The following is a 16,416-nucleotide window of genomic DNA, read 5'->3' as shown; positions in this document are numbered from 1 at the left end:
TGCAAGCAATGAGCGAAGGACTGCATCTTGAAACCGTCGCGCGCGGCGACACACGCGCCCTGCCCCAACTGGCGGCCCTGCTGCTCGATGCGGTGGCGCATCAGGCCTCGCTGGGCTTTCTGGCCGCGCTGGACGAGGCAGAGGCCGACGCCTACTGGCAGGCAGTGCTGGCCAGGCTGGGCCCGACCCACAGGCTGTGGATCTTGTCCCAGGGCGGGCAATTGCTGGGCACGGCCCAGCTCTCGCTGTGCGAGAAGCCCAATGGCCGCCACCGCGCCGAGGTGCAGAAGCTCATGGTGCACAGCAGCGCGCGCGGTCGTGGCCTGGCCTCGGTACTGATGCAGGCGCTGGAGCGGGCCGCACGGCTGGAAGGTTGCAGCCTGCTGGTGCTGGACACCGAGGCCGGCTCCCTTGCCGAGACTGTCTACCGCCATCTGGGCTGGCTCAAGGCCGGCGAGATCCCGCGCTATGCCGCCAGCCCCGATGGCCAGCTGGCCGCCACCGCGCTCTACTACAAGCTGCTGGACGAGGACGAGCCGGCCAGCCTCGACGCGAAGCGCCTCTAGGGTCCGCGCAGCGCCTCGCGCATGGCCTGCAGATAGGCCTCGAAATTCTGCAGATCATTGTGGCCGGCGCCCGCGATGCGCAGCAGCCGGGCCTGCGGCGCGTGGGCCAGCAACTGCTCGGCCTGCTGCGGCGGGATCAGCGCATCCTGCTCGCCATGCAGCAGCAGCACGGGGCCCTTGGTGCGCGCGACATCGGCGGCGGTATCGAGCGGATAGCGTAGCAGCCGCCCCGGCACCCAGGGGTAGTGCAGGCGCATCAGCGCCGCCATGCTGGCATACGGCGAGACCAGCACGGTCAGCTCAGGGCGGACCTCGGCCGCCAGACCGGACGCCAGTGCCGTGCCCAGCGAGCGGCCGTAGATCACGCGCCGCAGCCCCTGGTAGCGCGGCGCGACCTGCTCCCAGGCGGCCCGCACATCGGCGCGCAGTTGGGCCTCGCTGTCGATCCGGCCGCTGCTCTTGCCATAGCCGCGGTAGTCCAGCATGAAGAGGTCGTAGCCGGCGCGGCGGTAGAAGTCGGCATTGACGAACCACGTGTCCAGATTGCCGGCATTGCCGTGCAGAAAGAACACCAGGCCCCGGGGCGCCGGCAGGCGCAGATGCAAGGCCGAGAGCCGGGCGCCGGGCACCTCGATTTGCAGCTCATGGACATCGTCGCCCAGTGCGAAGCGGTGCGCGGCCGGCAGCGGCTGGGGCATGAAGAGCAGGCGCTCCTGGCGCCAGTACAACCAGGCCAGCAGCGCGCCATAGACCAGCAGCGCCAGCGCGACGACGAGCAGCAGCCGGCGCATCATCGATCAAGCCCTCAGCGCGCCAGCCGTATCAGCTTGCCGCTGTCGGTCAGCAGCAGCAGCGCGCCGTCCGGCGCCTGGCGCACATCGCGGAAGCGCTCGCCGAGGCTCGCGAACATCGCCTCGCGCGAGGCCACCGTGTTGCCGCTGAGCTGCAGCCGCCACAGGGCCTGGCCGGCCAGCGCGCCGGAGAACAGCTGGCCGCGCCACTCAGGGAACATTGCGCCGGTATAGAAGACCAGGCCGGCCGGCGCCACCGAGGTCGGCACCCAGTAAGTCAGCGGTTCGATAAAGGCCGGCGCATGGACACCGCCGCCGAGCCTGCAGCCCTCGCTGATCGGCGAGCCATAGTTGCAGCCATAGCTCTTGACCGGCCAGCCGTAGTTGGCACCGGCACGGGCGATATTGATCTCGTCGCCGCCCTGCGGTCCATGCTCGCTGAGCCAGAGCTCGCCGCTGGTCGGATGCAGGGCCGCGCCCTGCGGGTTGCGGTGGCCATAGCTCCAGATGCCGGGCCGCGCACCGGCGCCCAGCGCCGGATTGCCGGCCGGGATGCTGCCGTCGCGGTTGATCCGCACCACCTTGCCCAGGGTCTGTGCCAGGTCTTGCGCGGGACTGCCGAGCTGGCGTTCGCCCAGCGTGATGAACAGGGTCTTGTCGTTCGAGAACACCAGGCGAGAGCCGAAATGCCCGCCCCCGCTGACCTTGGGTGCCTGGCGGAAGATCACCGCGACATCCTGCAGCGCATTGCCGACCAGGCGGCCGCGCGCCACGGCGGTGCCGCTGCGGCCCGCTTCGGCACCGCTGCCCGGCTCGGAATAGGACAGATAGACCCAGGGCGTGCTAGCGAAGTCCGGGTCGAGTGCGACATCGAGCAGACCGCCCTGGCCGGCCGAGACCACCGCCGGCACGCCGCTGATCGTGGCCAGCGTGCTGCGGCCATCGGCGCTGAGCAGCAGCAGGCTGCCGGCCTTTTGCGTCACCAGCATGCGGCCATCGGGCAGCAGAGCCAGGCCCCAGGGGTTGGACAGGCCGCTGTGCAGGGTCGTCAGTTGCGGCGCCGCTGTTGATGGCGGTGTCGGGGTCGGCGCGGCGACCACCTCGCCGCCGCCGCCACCGCCACAGGCCACGGCAAGAAACACACTGGCAACAGCAAGACTCAGTTTGGACATGGATTCCAGAGGCATCGTGAACTCCCGCACGGGGATGGCCCGCCAGCTTACTGCAGGCGACAGACGCCCCGCCCGCGCAGGGTTGACGCCCCGACCAGGCCCCGCCTACACTCGTCCCCGGATTCAGGAGAGAGCATGCCGCAACGCATGCCGCCGAAGGCGCAAGCTCCCATACTCGCTCAGGCCCCGTACTGGATCCGTCACAAGCCGAATGCTGGAGAGCGCGGTCCGCAAGGGACCGCCACCGAAGGAGCAAGGCGCGCATCGGGTGATGGGCGCTGAATCTCTCAGGTATCAGGGACAGCGGGAGCGGCGCGCGTCAGGCGCACGCATGCCCGGGTTTCTTCCCTCCATAACCCACGTCCGTCTGGCGCTCAGCTCCTCCTGGAGTTCAGCATGCATGTCATCGTTCTCGGCGCCGGCGTCACTGGCATCACCACCGCCTGGTATCTGCGCCAGGCCGGCCACGAGGTCACCGTCATCGAGCGCCAGCCGGCCGCCGGCCTGGAGACCAGCTTCGCCAACGGCGGCCAGATCTCGGTCTCGCATGCCGAGCCCTGGGCCAATCCTGGCGCGCCGCTGAAGGTGCTGAAATGGCTGATGCGCGAGGATGCGCCGCTGCTGTTCCGCCTGCGTGCCGATGCCGCGCAATGGCGCTGGGGCCTGCAGTTCCTGCGTGAATGCACACCGGGCCGTACCGCCCACAATATCCGCAACATCGTCAGCCTGGGCCTGTACAGCCGCGCCAAGCTGCAGGCGCTGCGCGCGGCCACCGGCATCGAGTACGCGCAGCGGACCCAGGGCATTCTGCATTTCTACACCAGCGAGGCCGAGTACAACGCGGCCCAGGAGCCGGCCCGCCTCATGCGAGAGCAGGGCTGCGAGCTGGACATGAAGAGCCCGGATGAATGCGTGGCCATCGAGCCGGCGCTGGCGCAGTGCCGCTCAAAAATCGTCGGCGGCAGCATGACGCCCAGCGACGAGTCGGGCGACGCGCACCTGTTCACGCAGCAGTTGGCGCGGCTGTGCGCGGCGGCCGGCGTGCAGTTCCGCTACGAGACCCGCATCCTGGGCTTCGAGCGCAGCGGCGACCGCATCGATCAGCTCGTCGTGGCCGATGCGCGCGGCGAGGTGCAACGCCTGCAGGCCGACGCCCATGTGCTGTGCCTGGGCTCATTCAGCCGCGGCCTGGCGCGCGAACTGGGTGTCGATCTGAACATCTATCCGGCCAAGGGCTACTCGGTCACCTTGCCGGTCACCGCCCCCGAGCACAGCTACCAGGTCTCGCTGACTGATGATGAGTACAAGCTGGTGTTCTCACGCCTGGGCGACCGGCTGCGCATCGCCGGCACGGCCGAGCTCAACGGCTATGACACGAGCTTGAACCTGGCCCGCTGCGAGGCCATCGTGCGGCGCACCCGCGAGCTGTTCCCGCAGATGAGCGACGGCTCGGGCGCGCAGTACTGGACCGGTCTGCGCCCCGCCACCCCGTCCAATCTGCCCTATATCGGCCGCAGCAAGATCGGCAACCTCTTTCTCAACACCGGCCATGGCACCCTGGGGTGGACCCACAGCTGCGGCTCGGGCGCGGCGATTGCCGACATCGTCGGCGGCCGCGTGCCGGAGCTGGATTACGCCTTCACAGCGGCCAGCCGCGAGGCGGCGCGCCCAGGGAACAGGCCTCTTGTGCCGCAGCCGCGCTTGCCCTAGGCTCTGCCCAAGCCGGGGCTCAAGACCCGGCACCGCTTCAGCCGTCATCCGTATGCAATGACCGAAGGAGTGCGCCCATGCCCGCCAGCCACAGCAAGGCCCCAGAGACTGCCGCCCCGGGCAGTCCGGGCCTCTTCGCGCAGATCGCCCAGATCCGCGCGCTGGCCCTGGTCGGGCCGGCCGGCGCCGGCAAGACCAGCCTGCTCGAGGCCTTGCTGCATCAGGCCGGCGCGATCACCGCGGCCGGCTCGGTGGAGCGCGGCAACACGGTCAGCGACTTCGACCCGCTGGAAAAGCGCGCCCAGCATTCGCTGCATGCCTCGGTCGTGCACATGAATCATGGCGGCCTGCGCATCCATGCGATCGACACGCCCGGTGCGCCGGACTTCATCGGTCAGTCGCTGCCGGCGCTGGAGGCGGCCGACACGGCCATCGTCGTGATCAATGCGCTCAACGGCATTGAACTGATGGCCTCGCGCATGATGGAGACCGCCGCGCAGCGCGGGCTGTGTCGCCTGATCGTGATCAACCGCATCGATGCGCCCGGTGTGCAGCTGCCGGCGCTGCTGGAGCAGCTGCGTGCGAGCTTTGGCCGCGAATGCCTGCCGCTGAATCTGCCGGCCGGCGGCGGCGCGCGGGTGCAGGATTGCTTCTACAGCAGCAGCGGGGCCAGCGATTTCTCATCGGTGGCCGAGGCCCACCGTGCCTTGGTGGAGCAGGTTGTCGAGGTCGACGCCGCTTTCGTCGATCGCTATCTGAACGAGGGCGATGTCGACGCCAGCGAGTTGCATGCACCGCTGGAGCAGGCGCTGCGCGAAGGCCATCTGATCCCGGTCTGCTTCACCTCGGCGCGAACCGGCGCGGGCGTGGCCGAGCTGCTCGATGTGATCGAGCGCCTGCTGCCCAATCCGATCGAGGGCAATCCACCGCTGTTCCTGCGCGGAGAGGGGCCGGATGCGCTGCCGCTGCAGGCCCTGCCCGAGCCGGGCGCCCATGTGCTGGCCCATGTGTTCAAGATCAATGCCGACCCCTATCTGGGCAAGATGGGCGTGTTGCGCGTGCACCAGGGCAGCTTGACGAAGAACAGCCAGCTCTTTGTCGGCCATGCGCGCAAGCCCTTTCGTGTCGGCCATCTATTCCTGCTACAGGGAAAGGAGCATGTCGAGATCGAGCAGGCCCTGCCGGGCGATATCTGCGCGATCGCCAAGGTCGAGGAGCTGCACTATGACGCGGTGCTGCATGACGCGCCCGAGGACGAGCACATCCACCTGGCGCCGCTGGAGTTCCCGGTGCCGGTCCACGGCCTGGCGATCAGCCCGGCCCGCCATGGCGACGAGCAGCGGCTGTGGGAGATCCTGAATCGCCTGATCGACGAAGACCCCTGCCTGAAGGTCGAGCATGCCAGCGCAACCAACGAGACCCTGGTCTACGGCCTGGGCGAGCTGCATCTGCGCATGCTGCTGGAGCGGCTGCGCGAGACCTACAAGTTCGAGGTGCTGACCCAGCCGCCGCGCATCGCCTACCGCGAGACCGTCTCAAGCCCAGCCGAGGGCCACTACCGGCACAAGAAGCAGAGCGGCGGGGCCGGCCAGTTCGGCGAGGTCTGGCTGCGCGTCGAGCCGCTGGCGCGCGGCGCCGGCTTCGAATTCGTCGACGCGGTCAAGGGCGGCACGATCCCGGGCCAGTTCATGCCGGCGGTCGAGAAAGGCGTGCGCTCGGCGCTGGACAGCGGCGTCGTCGCCGGCTATCCGCTGGTCGATCTGCGGGTCACGGTGTTCGACGGCAAACACCATTCGGTCGACAGCAAGGAGATCGCCTTCGTCACCGCCGGACGCAAGGCCTTGATCGCGGCGGTGCGCGAGGCCCGGCCCCTGGTGCTGGAGCCCATCGTCCATGTCGAGATCAGCACGCCCGAGGCGGCGATGGGCGATATCACAGGCGATCTGGCGGCGCGGCGCGGCCAGGTCAACGGCACGCGCTCGGCCGTACCCGGCGTGATCACGGTGCAGGGCCTGGCACCGCTGGCCGAGCTGGCCAGCTACCAGACCCGGCTCAATGCGATGACCAGCGGCCAGGGCCGCTACACGCTGGCACTGTCGCACTACGAGGCGGTGCCGCCCAACACCCAGACAGCGCTGATCTCGTCCTACAAGGTCAAGGACGACGACTAACTACTTGGCCGGCGCCGAGGCCGCCGCCTGGGCGCGCCACTGCGCCAGCTGGGCCAGCCACGCGGTCCAGTCCTGCGGACCGCTGTCATAGCGCTTCTTCAGATTGGCCAGCACATTGCCCCAGGCACGGTCGAAGTAGGCATAGGCCTTGTCCCATTCACCGCCCTCACCCCAGCCGGTGTGGTGCAGGCGCAACCGGGTCTCGGTCTCGCTGACCGGCTCGAAACGCAGGATCACGAAGGTGCGCTGGGCCCGCGCCTCGGGCAGATGCGGCGGCGCATTCCAGTCGAAGCTGAGCATCTTCTTGGGCTGCAACGCCAGAAAGCGCATCTCGTCGGCGCCCTTCATGCCCGGCGTGGCGCCGGGATCGATATAGATCTGGAAGGCGCCGCCGACCCGCGGCTCGATCCTCGCATCGGGCGCGAAGAAGGCGACGATGCCCTCGCGCGTGGTCCAGCTCTGCCAGGCTTGGTCCAGGCTGGCCTTGATGATCACTTCTTTATCAATACTGCGTTCAGCGGCCACGGCCGGCAAAGTCGCGACGCACAGCGCCCATAAGACGCCAGCGCGCAGCAGAGAAGCCATGAAAAAAGTCATCTCGCTCTCCTCGGCCAGCCCCGGGCCAGCGGCCCAGGATGAAGGGAGCTTTATCATACGCAGATGTCATCCGAACCCCGGGACACCGCACAAGTCCGTTTGGACAATGCGATGCGCCTGTTTGAAGAATTCGTCGCCGCCACCGTCAAACACCCCGATGCTGCCACCTTGCGTGGGCTGGAGCGGCGTTTCGCGGAGCGCTTGCAGATCCAACCGAGCTACTGGAGCCAGATCAAGGGCCGCTCTCGCCAGATCGGCGAGCGGCTGGCACGCCAGTTCGAGCAGCTGTTCCACAAGCCACCGGGCTGGATGGACCATGACCACCCGGCCACGCCGGCGGCCAGCCCGGTCCAGGAGGCCACGCCCAGCGTGCCGCAGGACGATGACGAGCGCTTCATCGTCGGCCTGGTGCTGACCTATTACCGCCGCCACCCGCAGCGCGCCCGCACCCGTTTGCTGGACCTGCTGGGCGAGGTGTTGACGCCGCCGCCCGCCGAGGCAGCGGCGGTCAAGCCGGCAGCCGCAGGCACAGCCACCACGCGCAGCGCGGCCGGCAGCACCCGGCCGGCGGCACTGGCGCAGATGGCCGACGATGTCGATGCCTGGCGCAAGCTGCAGCAAGGCATCGCGCCCTTGAAGCCGAAGAAGCGCTGATCCCTAATTTCTTTATCAATCACGATAAAAAGCACTTGCGCAAGATAATCAATCGTTTATCATTTGCGCAAGTTGTGGCCTGGTTCACCACAGCGACACCGTAACGCCAACACTTCAACCCGCAAGCCCTGCCCGGCTTGCGACGCTGCCGCCCACCATCCCTGGGGTCCGAACCTGGCCCCGGATCGGCGCCAGCCGTTCCCGCTCCAAGAGCCCGCCCTGCCGGCTCTGCATATCTGGTCCCGTTTTTTCTGGTCCCGCTACGTTTCACGCTGCCCGCGCCGCAGTGGCGCCGCCGCATTGTTTATCTCGCCGCGAACCCGGTTCGCAAGGAGTGTTTTGATGACTCAGTTCACCTCCCCCCGGCCGCAGATCCTGAATCTGCGCAAGCCGCGCAATCCTCTGGTCGCGCCCAGCCTGATGCGTCAGGCCGGGCGCCACGGCAGTGCGCCGAAGGCGCAGCGCCAACAAGCCAATCTCGAACTGCGCCAGCAAATCTGGCGCAGCGACAGCGATCGCAGCCCCTGAGACGGGCGGCGACACCGATGGAGAAGAATCATGCTGAGACAGCAACAAGTTCATGCGCTGCGTCGCTGGCCCGAGGCCGCGGTCAGCCAGCAAGGCTGGCGGCATAGCCTGGCCGGCGGCCTGCGCAGTGCCAGCGCCCGCTTGGCCCGCCTGGCCGAGCGCCTGAGCGGCGCTCACGGCCGCAGGCGCCGCGCGCCGGAGCTGGAGTTCTACGCCGAGGCCGGCGCGCCCGAGGGGGCGCTCTATGTGGACGGCCGACTGGTCGGCACGCTGCACGGAGTGACACGGCTGTGATGCCAGCACTGCTGGGTCTGGTGGCGCTGGCGGTATGGGTCAAGATGGACGCAGGGATGCCGATATACGATTACCGCCCCCCCTGCACCAGCAACCCGACCCGCACCCATGCCCGCGTCCACCAGCCCCATTCCGCTGCGCAAGGCCCTGCCCGATCTGTCCTGGTGGACAGCGGTGTTCCGCGACGCGGAGATTCCCGTGCTCGCAGCGACTGCCGAGTCGCTGGAGCTGATGCGGGCCAATGAGGACGCCTTCGATGCCAACAGCATCGGTGAGATGGTCGCGACCGACCCGCTGATGACCTTGAAGGTGCTGGCCTATGCGGCCTCGCATCGCTCCAGCCGGCTGCTGACCGATGCCGAGACCGTCACCGCGGCCCTGGTGCTGATGGGCATCACACCCTTCTTCACCGCCTTCGGCCCGCAAGCGACTGTGGAGGACCGGTTGGCCGGCCAGCCCGGGGCGCTGCAAGGCCTGCGGCGGGTGCTGAAGCGGGCCGAACGCGCGGCCCGCTTTGCACTGGGCTTTGCCGCCCATCGCATGGACCCGGACGCGGCAGTGATCCACAGTGCCGCGATGCTGCATGACTTTGCCGAGATGCTGCTGTGGTGTCACGCGCCCGAGCTGGCGCTGCAAATCCGCGCACGCCAGCAGGCCGACCGCCATCTGCGCAGCGCGGCGGTGCAGCGCGAGATACTGAACATCGAGCTGGCCGATCTGGAGCAGTCGCTGATGAAGGCCTGGCACCTGCCCGAGCTGCTGACTCATATCACCGACGACAAGCGCCTGCTTGACCCGCAGGTGCAGTGCGTGCGCCTGGCCGTTCGGCTGGCACGCCACACGGCCGATGGCTGGGACGACGCCGCCATTCCAGATGACATCAGCGAAATCGCGGCGCTGCTGAATATGCGGCAGGAGCCGACCCTAAAGCTGCTGCACGAGCTCTATTGAGATGGCCGGCCCGACGCAGGATTTCTGGCAGCAGCGCTTCGAATCCGGGCAGACGCCCTGGGACCGAGGGGCACCGCATCCGCAGCTGCAGCTGTGGCTGGATCAGGGCCTGCTGGCTCCTGAGCACGCGGTGCTGGTGCCCGGCTGCGGACGCGGCCATGAGCTGCTGCAGCTAGGCCAGGCCGGTATCGCGGCCACCGGGCTGGACTATGCGCCCGCTGCCGTGTCACTGGCGCGCGAGCGCCTGGGCACGCTGCCGGGCCGAGTCGAGCAGGCCGATGTACTGCAGTGGCAGCCCGCCGTACCGGCGGACCGAGTCTATGAGCAGACCTGTTTGTGCGCGCTGCATCCCGATCAATGGCGCGCCTATGCCGATCAGCTGCAGCGCTGGCTCAAGCCCGGCGGCCTGCTGCTTGCGCTGTTCATGCAAGCACGGCGCGAATCGGCGGCCCAGGGTTTCGTCGAGGGTCCGCCCTATCACGGCGATATCAACGCGATGCGCGCGCTGTTCCCGGCCGAGCGCTGGCGCTGGCCGACACCGCCCTATGCGGCGGTCGCCCACGGCCAGGGCTGGTCCGAGCTGCCGGTGGTGCTCACCAGGATTTAGACCGGCACCGCGGTCGTGTTCTTGACGCGGTCCAGCACAAAGCTGGTCTTGCAGTCCTGCACGCTGGGATGCTTCAGCAGGGTCTCGGTGATGAAGCGCGCATAGTGCGCCATGTCCTGCACGAGCACGCGCAGCAGATAGTCCATCTCGCCGGTCAAGGCCGCACACTCAACGACCTCGGGCCAGGTCTGCACCGCCGCGCGGAACAGATCCATCGGATTGCGCTTGTGGCTCTCCGTGTGTTTCTCCAGCCGGACGTTGATGTAGGCGGTCAGCGCCAGGCCCACCGCCTCGGGCCGCACCAGAGCCACATAGGCAGAGATCGCCCCCGACTCCTCCAGCCGCCGCACCCGGCGCAGCACGGCCGAGGCCGACAGATTGACCTGGGCGGCCAGCGCGTCATAGGTGACGCGGCCATCGAGCTGCAGCGCCCGCAATATGCGCCGGTCTATCGCATCGAGCTGGGATCCGTTTTCCATAGCCGATATTTTTGCAGGATTTCTGCGCGCCGGAAGAGTTCAGCGCCGAAACTCGCAGGATTCCTGCGCCCGCTCGCGCCTACAGTCTTGATCCATCGCAAGGCATACGCAGGAGACCCCGCCATGGCAGCATTTACCCCCTGGGACAACCCGATGGGCACCGACGGCTTCGAGTTCATCGAGTTCGCCGCCCCCGATCCGGCCGCTTTGGGCCAGCTCTTCGAGACCATGGGCTTCACCGCCGTGGCCAAGCACCGCCACAAGAACGTCACGCTGTACCGCCAGGGTGGCGTGAACTTCATCATCAATGCCGAGAGCGACAGCTTCGCCCAGCGCTTCGCGCGCCTGCACGGCCCGTCGATCTGCGCGATCGCCTTCCGCGTCAAGGACGCCGCCCAGGCCTACAAGCGTGCGCTGGAATTGGGCGCATGGGGCTTTGACAACAAGGCCGGCCCGATGGAGCTAAACATCCCGGCGATCAAGGGCATCGGCGACTCGCTGATCTACTTCGTCGACCGCTGGCAGGGTAAGAACGGCGCGCCCACCGGGGCGATCGGCAATATCAGCATCTACGACGTCGACTTCGTGCCGCTGCTGGATGCGCAAGGCCTGCCGGTCGATGCCAACCCGGTCGGCCACGGTCTGACCTATATCGACCACCTGACGCACAATGTGTTCCGCGGCCGCATGAAGGAATGGGCCGAGTTCTACGAGCGCTTCTTCAATTTCCGCGAGGTGCGCTACTTCGACATCGAGGGCAAGCTGACCGGGCTGAAGAGCAAGGCCATGACCAGCCCCTGCGGCAAGATCCGCATCCCGATCAACGAGAGCAGCGACGACAAGAGCCAGATCGCCGAGTATCTGGACCTCTACCACGGCGAAGGCATCCAGCACGTCGCGATGGGCAGCGACGACATCTACAAGACCGTCGAAGGCATGCGCGGCACCGGCGTGCAATTCCAGGACACCATTGGCACCTACTTCGACCTGATCGACAAGCGCCTGCCGGGCCATGGCGAGAACGTCGAGGAACTGCGTCGCCTGAAGATCCTGATCGACGGCGCCGCCCATCTGGACGCGCCCAACGAGCTGCTGCTGCAGATCTTCACCAAGGAGGTGATCGGCCCGATCTTCTTCGAGTTGATTCAGCGCAAGGGCAATGAGGGCTTCGGCGAGGGCAACTTCAAGGCCTTGTTCGAGAGCATCGAGCTGGACCAGATCCGCCGCGGCGTGCTCAAGGCCGAGGCCTGAAGTCAGAGGCGTTCAGCTCGCCCAGCACCTCATCGAGCACCACGCTGTCGAAAGCCAATCGGAGGTGGCCGACACCAGGCTTGTAGCGAGCCTCGGCGTCGGGCAGCATTGCAGTGCCGGCCGGGCAGACGATCTGGTCGCAGTTGCTGTAATAGCAGATGAAGCGCTGACGGAATTCGGGCGATTCCTGCGCGGCCAGTTCCTGCAGCCAGGCGCTACCGCGCCGCATCTGACGGGCGTTGGTGGCCGATGAGAAATTGGCCATCAATGTGCCGGAATGTGGACTGCCCAGCGTGACGATACGGTGCAGGCGGGCGGTATCGCCGCCATGGCTGCGCCACCAGGCCCGCACCGCCAGTCCCCCCATGCTGTGGGCGACGATCAGCGGCGGCCGGCCGGTCGCCTGCGTCAGGCGGCGCACCGCCGCCTCGATGGCGTCCGCATAGGCGTCGATCGACCCGAACGCGGGCTCCATGCTCAGCGCCACATAGGCATGCCCGCGCTGACGCAGCCGCGGCAACCAATGATTCCACAGCCCCCGGTTGCAGGTATAGCCATGCAACAGCAGCACGCCGCGCGGAGCCTGCACCGATGTGCTCGGCGGCGGCAGATGATCGGGCAGGCGCTGCTCCGCGAAGGGCTGCTGGACACCAAACACCCACTCGCAGGTCCAGAACTCGGTCCACCAGGCGCGCAGCAGCTGCAGCGCGCCCGGCGCCGTGGTCGCACTCGCGTTGATGCGCAGCAAGAGGCCGAAATTCAACGCCATCACCAGGCCATAGAACCAGAATAGAAGCAGGCCGGTCGAGATCGCCAGCACCGGCCCGTGTGGCCACAGCCATAGCAGCGCGCCCAGGGCCAGCAGCAGGCGCAGCATCATTTGAAAACGTTGGATACGAGCATTCATCTCGGCATCATCGCCGATGGGCAAGCATGCATAGCCCGGCACAATTGCCGCTTACTGCTCCAGATCACGCCACCAGCCGCCATGCCCACCGAGACCGCCAGCCAAGCCCAGCGGATCCTGAACCATCTGCAGATCGTCAGCGCACAGCTGGCCTTGCGGGCAGCCTCGCCCCCGCTGCTGGCCAAGGTTCAGGCGCTCAAGCGCTATCAACAGGCACGCTTCGAGCGCAGCTATGCGGATCTGCTGCAAAGCCCGCGCTATGCCGGCGCCGCCCGCTTCTTTTTGGAGGAGCTGTACGGCCCGGGCGACTTCAGCCGCCGCGATGCGCAGTTCGCGCGCGTCGTGCCGGCCCTTGTCAGGCTTTTCCCGGCCGAGGTCGTCGGCACGGTGGAGAAACTCGCGCAGTTGCACGGCTTGTCCGAGCAGCTCGACACGCGGATGGCCCAGCAATTGGACGGCCCGGCACTAGACCGGGCCGCCTATATCGGCGCCTGGCAGGCCGTGGCCAGCCCGGCCGAGCGAGAGCAACAGATCGCTCTGACACTGGCCATCGGACGGGCCATGGAGGGCTTCACACGCAAGCCGCTGCTGCGCCAGGCCTTGCGCATGATGCGCGGGCCAGCGGCGGCGGCTGGCCTGTCGGAGTTGCAGCACTTTCTCGAAATCGGCTTCGACACTTTCAAGGCAATGCAGGGCGCGCAAGAGTTTTTGGACATCGTGCGCCGGCGCGAACAAGCCCTCGCCGATGCGCTGCATGCGCCCGATGCGCTGGCGCGGCTGGCGGCTTGTCCCCCAGGTGACGAGTCACTAGGGCAATTACCCTAGCCCTCGCCCCCCTGCGCAGCCGAGTATCAGTCACCGCAAACAAGACCGTCCCCACGCAGGGACGCAAAGGAGACAACGGTGCAAGATTTGGCGACCAAGCCCTGGCTGAAGAGCTACCCGGAGGGCGTGCCGGCGGACATCCGTGTGGACGCGTACAAGTCGCTGGTGGAACTGCTGGAAGAGGCTTTTCGTAAACACGCCGGTCGCGATGCGGCGGTCTGCATGGATCAGCGCCTGCGTTTTGGCGAAATCGACGAGTTGTCTCAGGCGCTGGGGGCTTGGCTGCAGTCCAAGGGCCTGCAGCGCGGCACGCGCGTCGCCATCATGATGCCCAATGTGCTGCAGTACATGGTGGCGATCGCAGCCATTCTGCGCGCGGGCTATGCGGTGGTGAACATCAATCCGCTGTACACGCCGCGCGAGCTCGAACATCAGCTCAAGGACTCGGGCGCACAAGGCATCATCGTCCTGGAGAACTTCGCGACGACTTTGGAAGAAGTCATCGAGCGCACACCGGTGCGCCATGTGCTGCTGACCGGGTTAGGCGATATGCTGAGCTGGTGGCGCGGGCCGCTGATTAACTTTGCAGTACGCCATGTGAAGAAGATGGTGCCCGAGTTCCGCTTACCCACCGAGCAGGGACGCAGCGTGACCCGCTTCAATCGCGCACTGGAAGAAGGCTCGCGCATGAATCTGTCGCGCGTCGATGTGGGGCCGGATGACGTCGCCTTTTTGCAGTACACCGGCGGCACGACCGGCCTGTCCAAAGGGGCGACCCTGCTACACCGCAATGTGGTGGCCAATATCCTTCAAGCCGAGGCATGGTTCGCACCGATGATGGCCAAGCTCGGCAACAAGCCAATGACCACGGTCTGCGCGCTGCCGCTGTACCACATCTTCGCACTGACGGCCTGCTACATGCTCGGTGCACGCCTGGGGATGACGAATCTGCTGATTCCCAACCCGCGCGACATCCCGGGCTTCATCCGCACCCTGCAGAGCTACAAGGTGAACATGTTCCCGGCGGTCAACACCTTGTTCAACGCGCTAGCCAATGAACCGGCATTTGCCCGGCTGGATTTCAGCGAGCTGGTGATCTCTAATGGCGGCGGCATGGCGGTGCAGCAGGCCACGGCCGAGAAATGGCTGCAGATCACCGGCTGTCCCGTGGTGGAGGGCTATGGCCTGTCGGAAACGGCGCCGGTGGCAACTATCAACCGAATGGATGTGCATGAATTCAATGGCTCGATCGGCTTGCCGGTGCCGTCGACCGAGATCGCGATCCGCGATGACAACGGGCAGGACATGCCACTGGGCGAGCGTGGCGAGATCTGTATCCGAGGCCCGCAGGTGATGGCCGGATATTGGAATCGCCCGGACGAGACCGCCAACGTGATGTGCGCGGACGGCTTCTTCAAGAGTGGGGATATCGGTGTGATGGATGCCGACGGCTATATCCGCATCGTCGACCGCAAGAAGGACATGATTCTGGTGTCCGGTTTCAATGTCTACCCGACCGAGATTGAGCAGGTCGTCAATATGCATCCCGGCGTGCTGGAATGCGCAGCAGTCGGCATTCCAGATTCGCGCTCCGGAGAAACGGTCAAGCTGTATGTCGTCAAGCAAGACCCGGCGCTGGCCGAGGAGGATCTGAGCGCCTTCTGCCATCAGCAACTGACGGCCTACAAGAGGCCCAAGTACATCGAGTTCCGCGATGAGCTGCCGAAAAGCAATGTCGGCAAGATCCTGCGGCGCGAGCTCCGTACCGCGGCCTGATGGCTCCACAACTCGGAAACCCTCGCTCGCTGCCACCAGGCCTGCAGGTCATCGAGCGGGGTTGGCTGTCGTCCAACTCCGTTCTGCTGGGCGGGGACGAGCGCGGCGCCATCCTTATCGACAGCGGCTATTGCACGCATGCGCAACAGACGGCATCCTTGCTAGCCGCAGCCCTGGCGGTCGATGCGCCCGGCAGTGCCCTGCGCCTGATCGTCAATACCCACCTCCATTCCGATCACTGTGGCGGCAACGCGCATCTACAGGCCCTACACCAATGCCCGATCTGGATTCCGCCCGGTGACTTTGAGGCGGCCAAAGACTGGGATGAAGCCAAGCTCAGCTACGGCGATACGGGCCAACAGTGCCCCCGATTTACACCGACCCAGCCCCTTGCGCCGGGCGAGCGTCTTCGCCAGGCAGGGAGGGACTGGGAAGCTCATGCCGCGCCCGGTCACGACCGCCACTCGATCATCCTGTTCGAGCCGCAATCGCGACTGTTGATATCGGCCGATGCGCTATGGGAGAGGGGCTTCGGCATCGTGTTTCCAGAGATCGATGGTTTGGACGCCTTTGACGACGTTGAAGCCACGCTGCATCTGATCGAGTCCTTGAATCCCGCACTGGTGGTCCCGGGTCACGGCGCACCATTCGACGACATCCCTAGCGCGCTGGGTGAAGCACGTTCACGCCTCGCCTTCTTCCGGCAACGCCCCGACCGCCATGCACGCCATGCGGCGAAGGCCTTGATCATGTTTCACCTACTGGAGGCAAGCAGCCAGGCTCCAGGGCTTTTGCTGGACTGGTTGATGGTGACGCCAATCCATCGCAAACTATGGCAGGGCTATTTCAAATCACAAAGCCTGCAGGGGTGGAGTATCGAGTTGATCGATGAGCTACTGAAGAGCGGCGTTGTACGGCAACATGACGGGAAACTGCAGCCGTCCTGAGCTAACTGAAACCAGCCGCAAAGCAAAAACCCCCGCCTCTGTGGGAGACGGGGGTTTTTGGGGATATTAGCCTGACGATGACCTACTTTCACACGGGAATCCGCACTATCATCGGCGCTGAGTCATTTCACTGTCCTGTTCGGGATGGGAAGGAGTGGGACCAACTCGCTATGGTCATCAGGCTTGACTG

General features: G+C 66.4%; 17 protein-coding genes, 1 rRNA gene and 2 riboswitches. Of the genes, 12 read left to right on the top strand and 6 right to left on the bottom strand.

Annotated elements, in window-relative coordinates; translation table 11 throughout:
* Positions 1 to 8 precede the first annotated feature (8 nt).
* Complete coding sequence (locus OOZ63_RS13635) at positions 9 to 566, top strand: GNAT family N-acetyltransferase (RefSeq protein WP_266006071.1); 558 nt, start codon at positions 9 to 11, stop codon at positions 564 to 566.
* Here OOZ63_RS13635 and OOZ63_RS13630 read toward each other — a convergent pair.
* A complete protein-coding gene (locus OOZ63_RS13630) occupies positions 563 to 1,360 on the bottom strand; it encodes an alpha/beta hydrolase (protein WP_266006070.1) in 798 nt (265 codons plus the stop codon). The genes OOZ63_RS13635 and OOZ63_RS13630 overlap by 4 nt on opposite strands.
* Before the next feature lie 11 nt (positions 1,361 to 1,371).
* Positions 1,372 to 2,544 carry a PQQ-dependent sugar dehydrogenase gene (locus OOZ63_RS13625; RefSeq protein ID WP_266006069.1) on the bottom strand — a complete coding sequence of 391 codons (1,173 nt, stop codon included), beginning with the start codon at positions 2,542 to 2,544 and terminating at the stop codon, positions 1,372 to 1,374.
* Positions 2,545 to 2,643: 99 nt separating this feature from the next.
* Positions 2,644 to 2,733: riboswitch (glycine riboswitch) on the top strand.
* Positions 2,734 to 2,843: riboswitch (glycine riboswitch) on the top strand.
* Positions 2,844 to 2,925: 82 nt separating this feature from the next.
* Between OOZ63_RS13625 and OOZ63_RS13620 the strand changes: the two genes are divergently transcribed.
* Positions 2,926 to 4,239 carry a D-amino acid dehydrogenase gene (locus OOZ63_RS13620; RefSeq protein ID WP_266006068.1) on the top strand — a complete coding sequence of 438 codons (1,314 nt, stop codon included), beginning with the start codon at positions 2,926 to 2,928 and terminating at the stop codon, positions 4,237 to 4,239.
* A gap of 77 nt (positions 4,240 to 4,316) precedes the next feature.
* Positions 4,317 to 6,410 (top strand): elongation factor G, encoded by a 2,094-nt coding sequence (gene fusA / locus OOZ63_RS13615; RefSeq protein WP_266006067.1) that lies wholly within the window; start codon positions 4,317 to 4,319, stop codon positions 6,408 to 6,410.
* Here the strand turns inward: fusA and OOZ63_RS13610 are convergent, their stop codons facing one another.
* A complete protein-coding gene (locus tag OOZ63_RS13610) occupies positions 6,411 to 7,007 on the bottom strand; it encodes an SRPBCC family protein (protein WP_266006066.1) in 597 nt (198 codons plus the stop codon).
* A gap of 111 nt (positions 7,008 to 7,118) precedes the next feature.
* On the opposite strand from OOZ63_RS13610, the gene OOZ63_RS13605 reads away from it, so the two are divergent.
* The 5 genes from OOZ63_RS13605 (at position 7,119) to OOZ63_RS13585 (ending at position 10,041) form a co-directional block, all read left to right on the top strand.
* Entirely contained in the window at positions 7,119 to 7,661 is a 543-nt protein-coding gene (locus OOZ63_RS13605; RefSeq protein WP_266006065.1) for a hypothetical protein, read from the top strand.
* A gap of 342 nt (positions 7,662 to 8,003) precedes the next feature.
* Entirely contained in the window at positions 8,004 to 8,189 is a 186-nt protein-coding gene (locus tag OOZ63_RS13600) for a hypothetical protein (protein WP_137944755.1), read from the top strand.
* 30 nt (positions 8,190 to 8,219) lie between these two features.
* Positions 8,220 to 8,483 carry a hypothetical protein gene (locus tag OOZ63_RS13595; protein WP_266006064.1) on the top strand — a complete coding sequence of 88 codons (264 nt, stop codon included), beginning with the start codon at positions 8,220 to 8,222 and terminating at the stop codon, positions 8,481 to 8,483.
* 108 nt (positions 8,484 to 8,591) lie between these two features.
* Positions 8,592 to 9,434: an HDOD domain-containing protein gene (locus OOZ63_RS13590; protein WP_266006063.1), complete on the top strand. Its 843-nt coding sequence runs from the start codon at positions 8,592 to 8,594 to the stop codon at positions 9,432 to 9,434.
* Position 9,435: 1 nt separating this feature from the next.
* A complete protein-coding gene (locus OOZ63_RS13585) occupies positions 9,436 to 10,041 on the top strand; it encodes a methyltransferase domain-containing protein (protein WP_266006062.1) in 606 nt (201 codons plus the stop codon).
* Here the strand turns inward: OOZ63_RS13585 and OOZ63_RS13580 are convergent.
* Entirely contained in the window at positions 10,038 to 10,520 is a 483-nt protein-coding gene (locus tag OOZ63_RS13580; protein ID WP_137944751.1) for an Lrp/AsnC family transcriptional regulator, read from the bottom strand. The genes OOZ63_RS13585 and OOZ63_RS13580 overlap by 4 nt on opposite strands.
* A gap of 123 nt (positions 10,521 to 10,643) precedes the next feature.
* Here OOZ63_RS13580 and hppD point away from each other — a divergent pair, with 123 nt between their 5' ends.
* The gene (hppD, locus tag OOZ63_RS13575; protein ID WP_266006061.1) at positions 10,644 to 11,771 is read left to right on the top strand and encodes a 4-hydroxyphenylpyruvate dioxygenase; all 1,128 of its coding nucleotides are present in this window, start codon (positions 10,644 to 10,646) and stop codon (positions 11,769 to 11,771) included.
* Here the strand turns inward: hppD and OOZ63_RS13570 are convergent.
* Positions 11,755 to 12,678 carry an esterase/lipase family protein gene (locus OOZ63_RS13570; protein WP_266006060.1) on the bottom strand — a complete coding sequence of 308 codons (924 nt, stop codon included), beginning with the start codon at positions 12,676 to 12,678 and terminating at the stop codon, positions 11,755 to 11,757. The genes hppD and OOZ63_RS13570 overlap by 17 nt on opposite strands.
* 81 nt (positions 12,679 to 12,759) lie before the next feature.
* Here OOZ63_RS13570 and OOZ63_RS13565 point away from each other — a divergent pair, with 81 nt between their 5' ends.
* From OOZ63_RS13565 to OOZ63_RS13555, 3 genes are all read left to right on the top strand, one after another.
* Positions 12,760 to 13,503 (top strand): FFLEELY motif protein, encoded by a 744-nt coding sequence (locus tag OOZ63_RS13565; protein ID WP_266006059.1) that lies wholly within the window; start codon positions 12,760 to 12,762, stop codon positions 13,501 to 13,503.
* 87 nt (positions 13,504 to 13,590) lie between these two features.
* A complete protein-coding gene (locus OOZ63_RS13560) occupies positions 13,591 to 15,279 on the top strand; it encodes a long-chain-fatty-acid--CoA ligase (RefSeq protein WP_266006325.1) in 1,689 nt (562 codons plus the stop codon).
* Positions 15,279 to 16,226 carry an MBL fold metallo-hydrolase gene (locus OOZ63_RS13555; RefSeq protein WP_266006058.1) on the top strand — a complete coding sequence of 316 codons (948 nt, stop codon included), beginning with the start codon at positions 15,279 to 15,281 and terminating at the stop codon, positions 16,224 to 16,226. The genes OOZ63_RS13560 and OOZ63_RS13555 overlap by 1 nt, the downstream gene beginning before the upstream one ends.
* Positions 16,227 to 16,295: 69 nt before the next feature.
* On the opposite strand, the gene rrf is transcribed toward OOZ63_RS13555, so the two are convergent.
* Positions 16,296 to 16,408: ribosomal RNA gene (gene rrf / locus OOZ63_RS13550) — 5S ribosomal RNA — on the bottom strand.
* Positions 16,409 to 16,416: the final 8 nt, after the last annotated feature.

The organism is Paucibacter sp. PLA-PC-4 (genome assembly GCF_026241155.1).
In the GTDB taxonomy this organism is placed as follows: domain Bacteria; phylum Pseudomonadota; class Gammaproteobacteria; order Burkholderiales; family Burkholderiaceae_C; genus Roseateles_E.
This window is presented reverse-complemented; position numbering and strand designations above follow the sequence as displayed.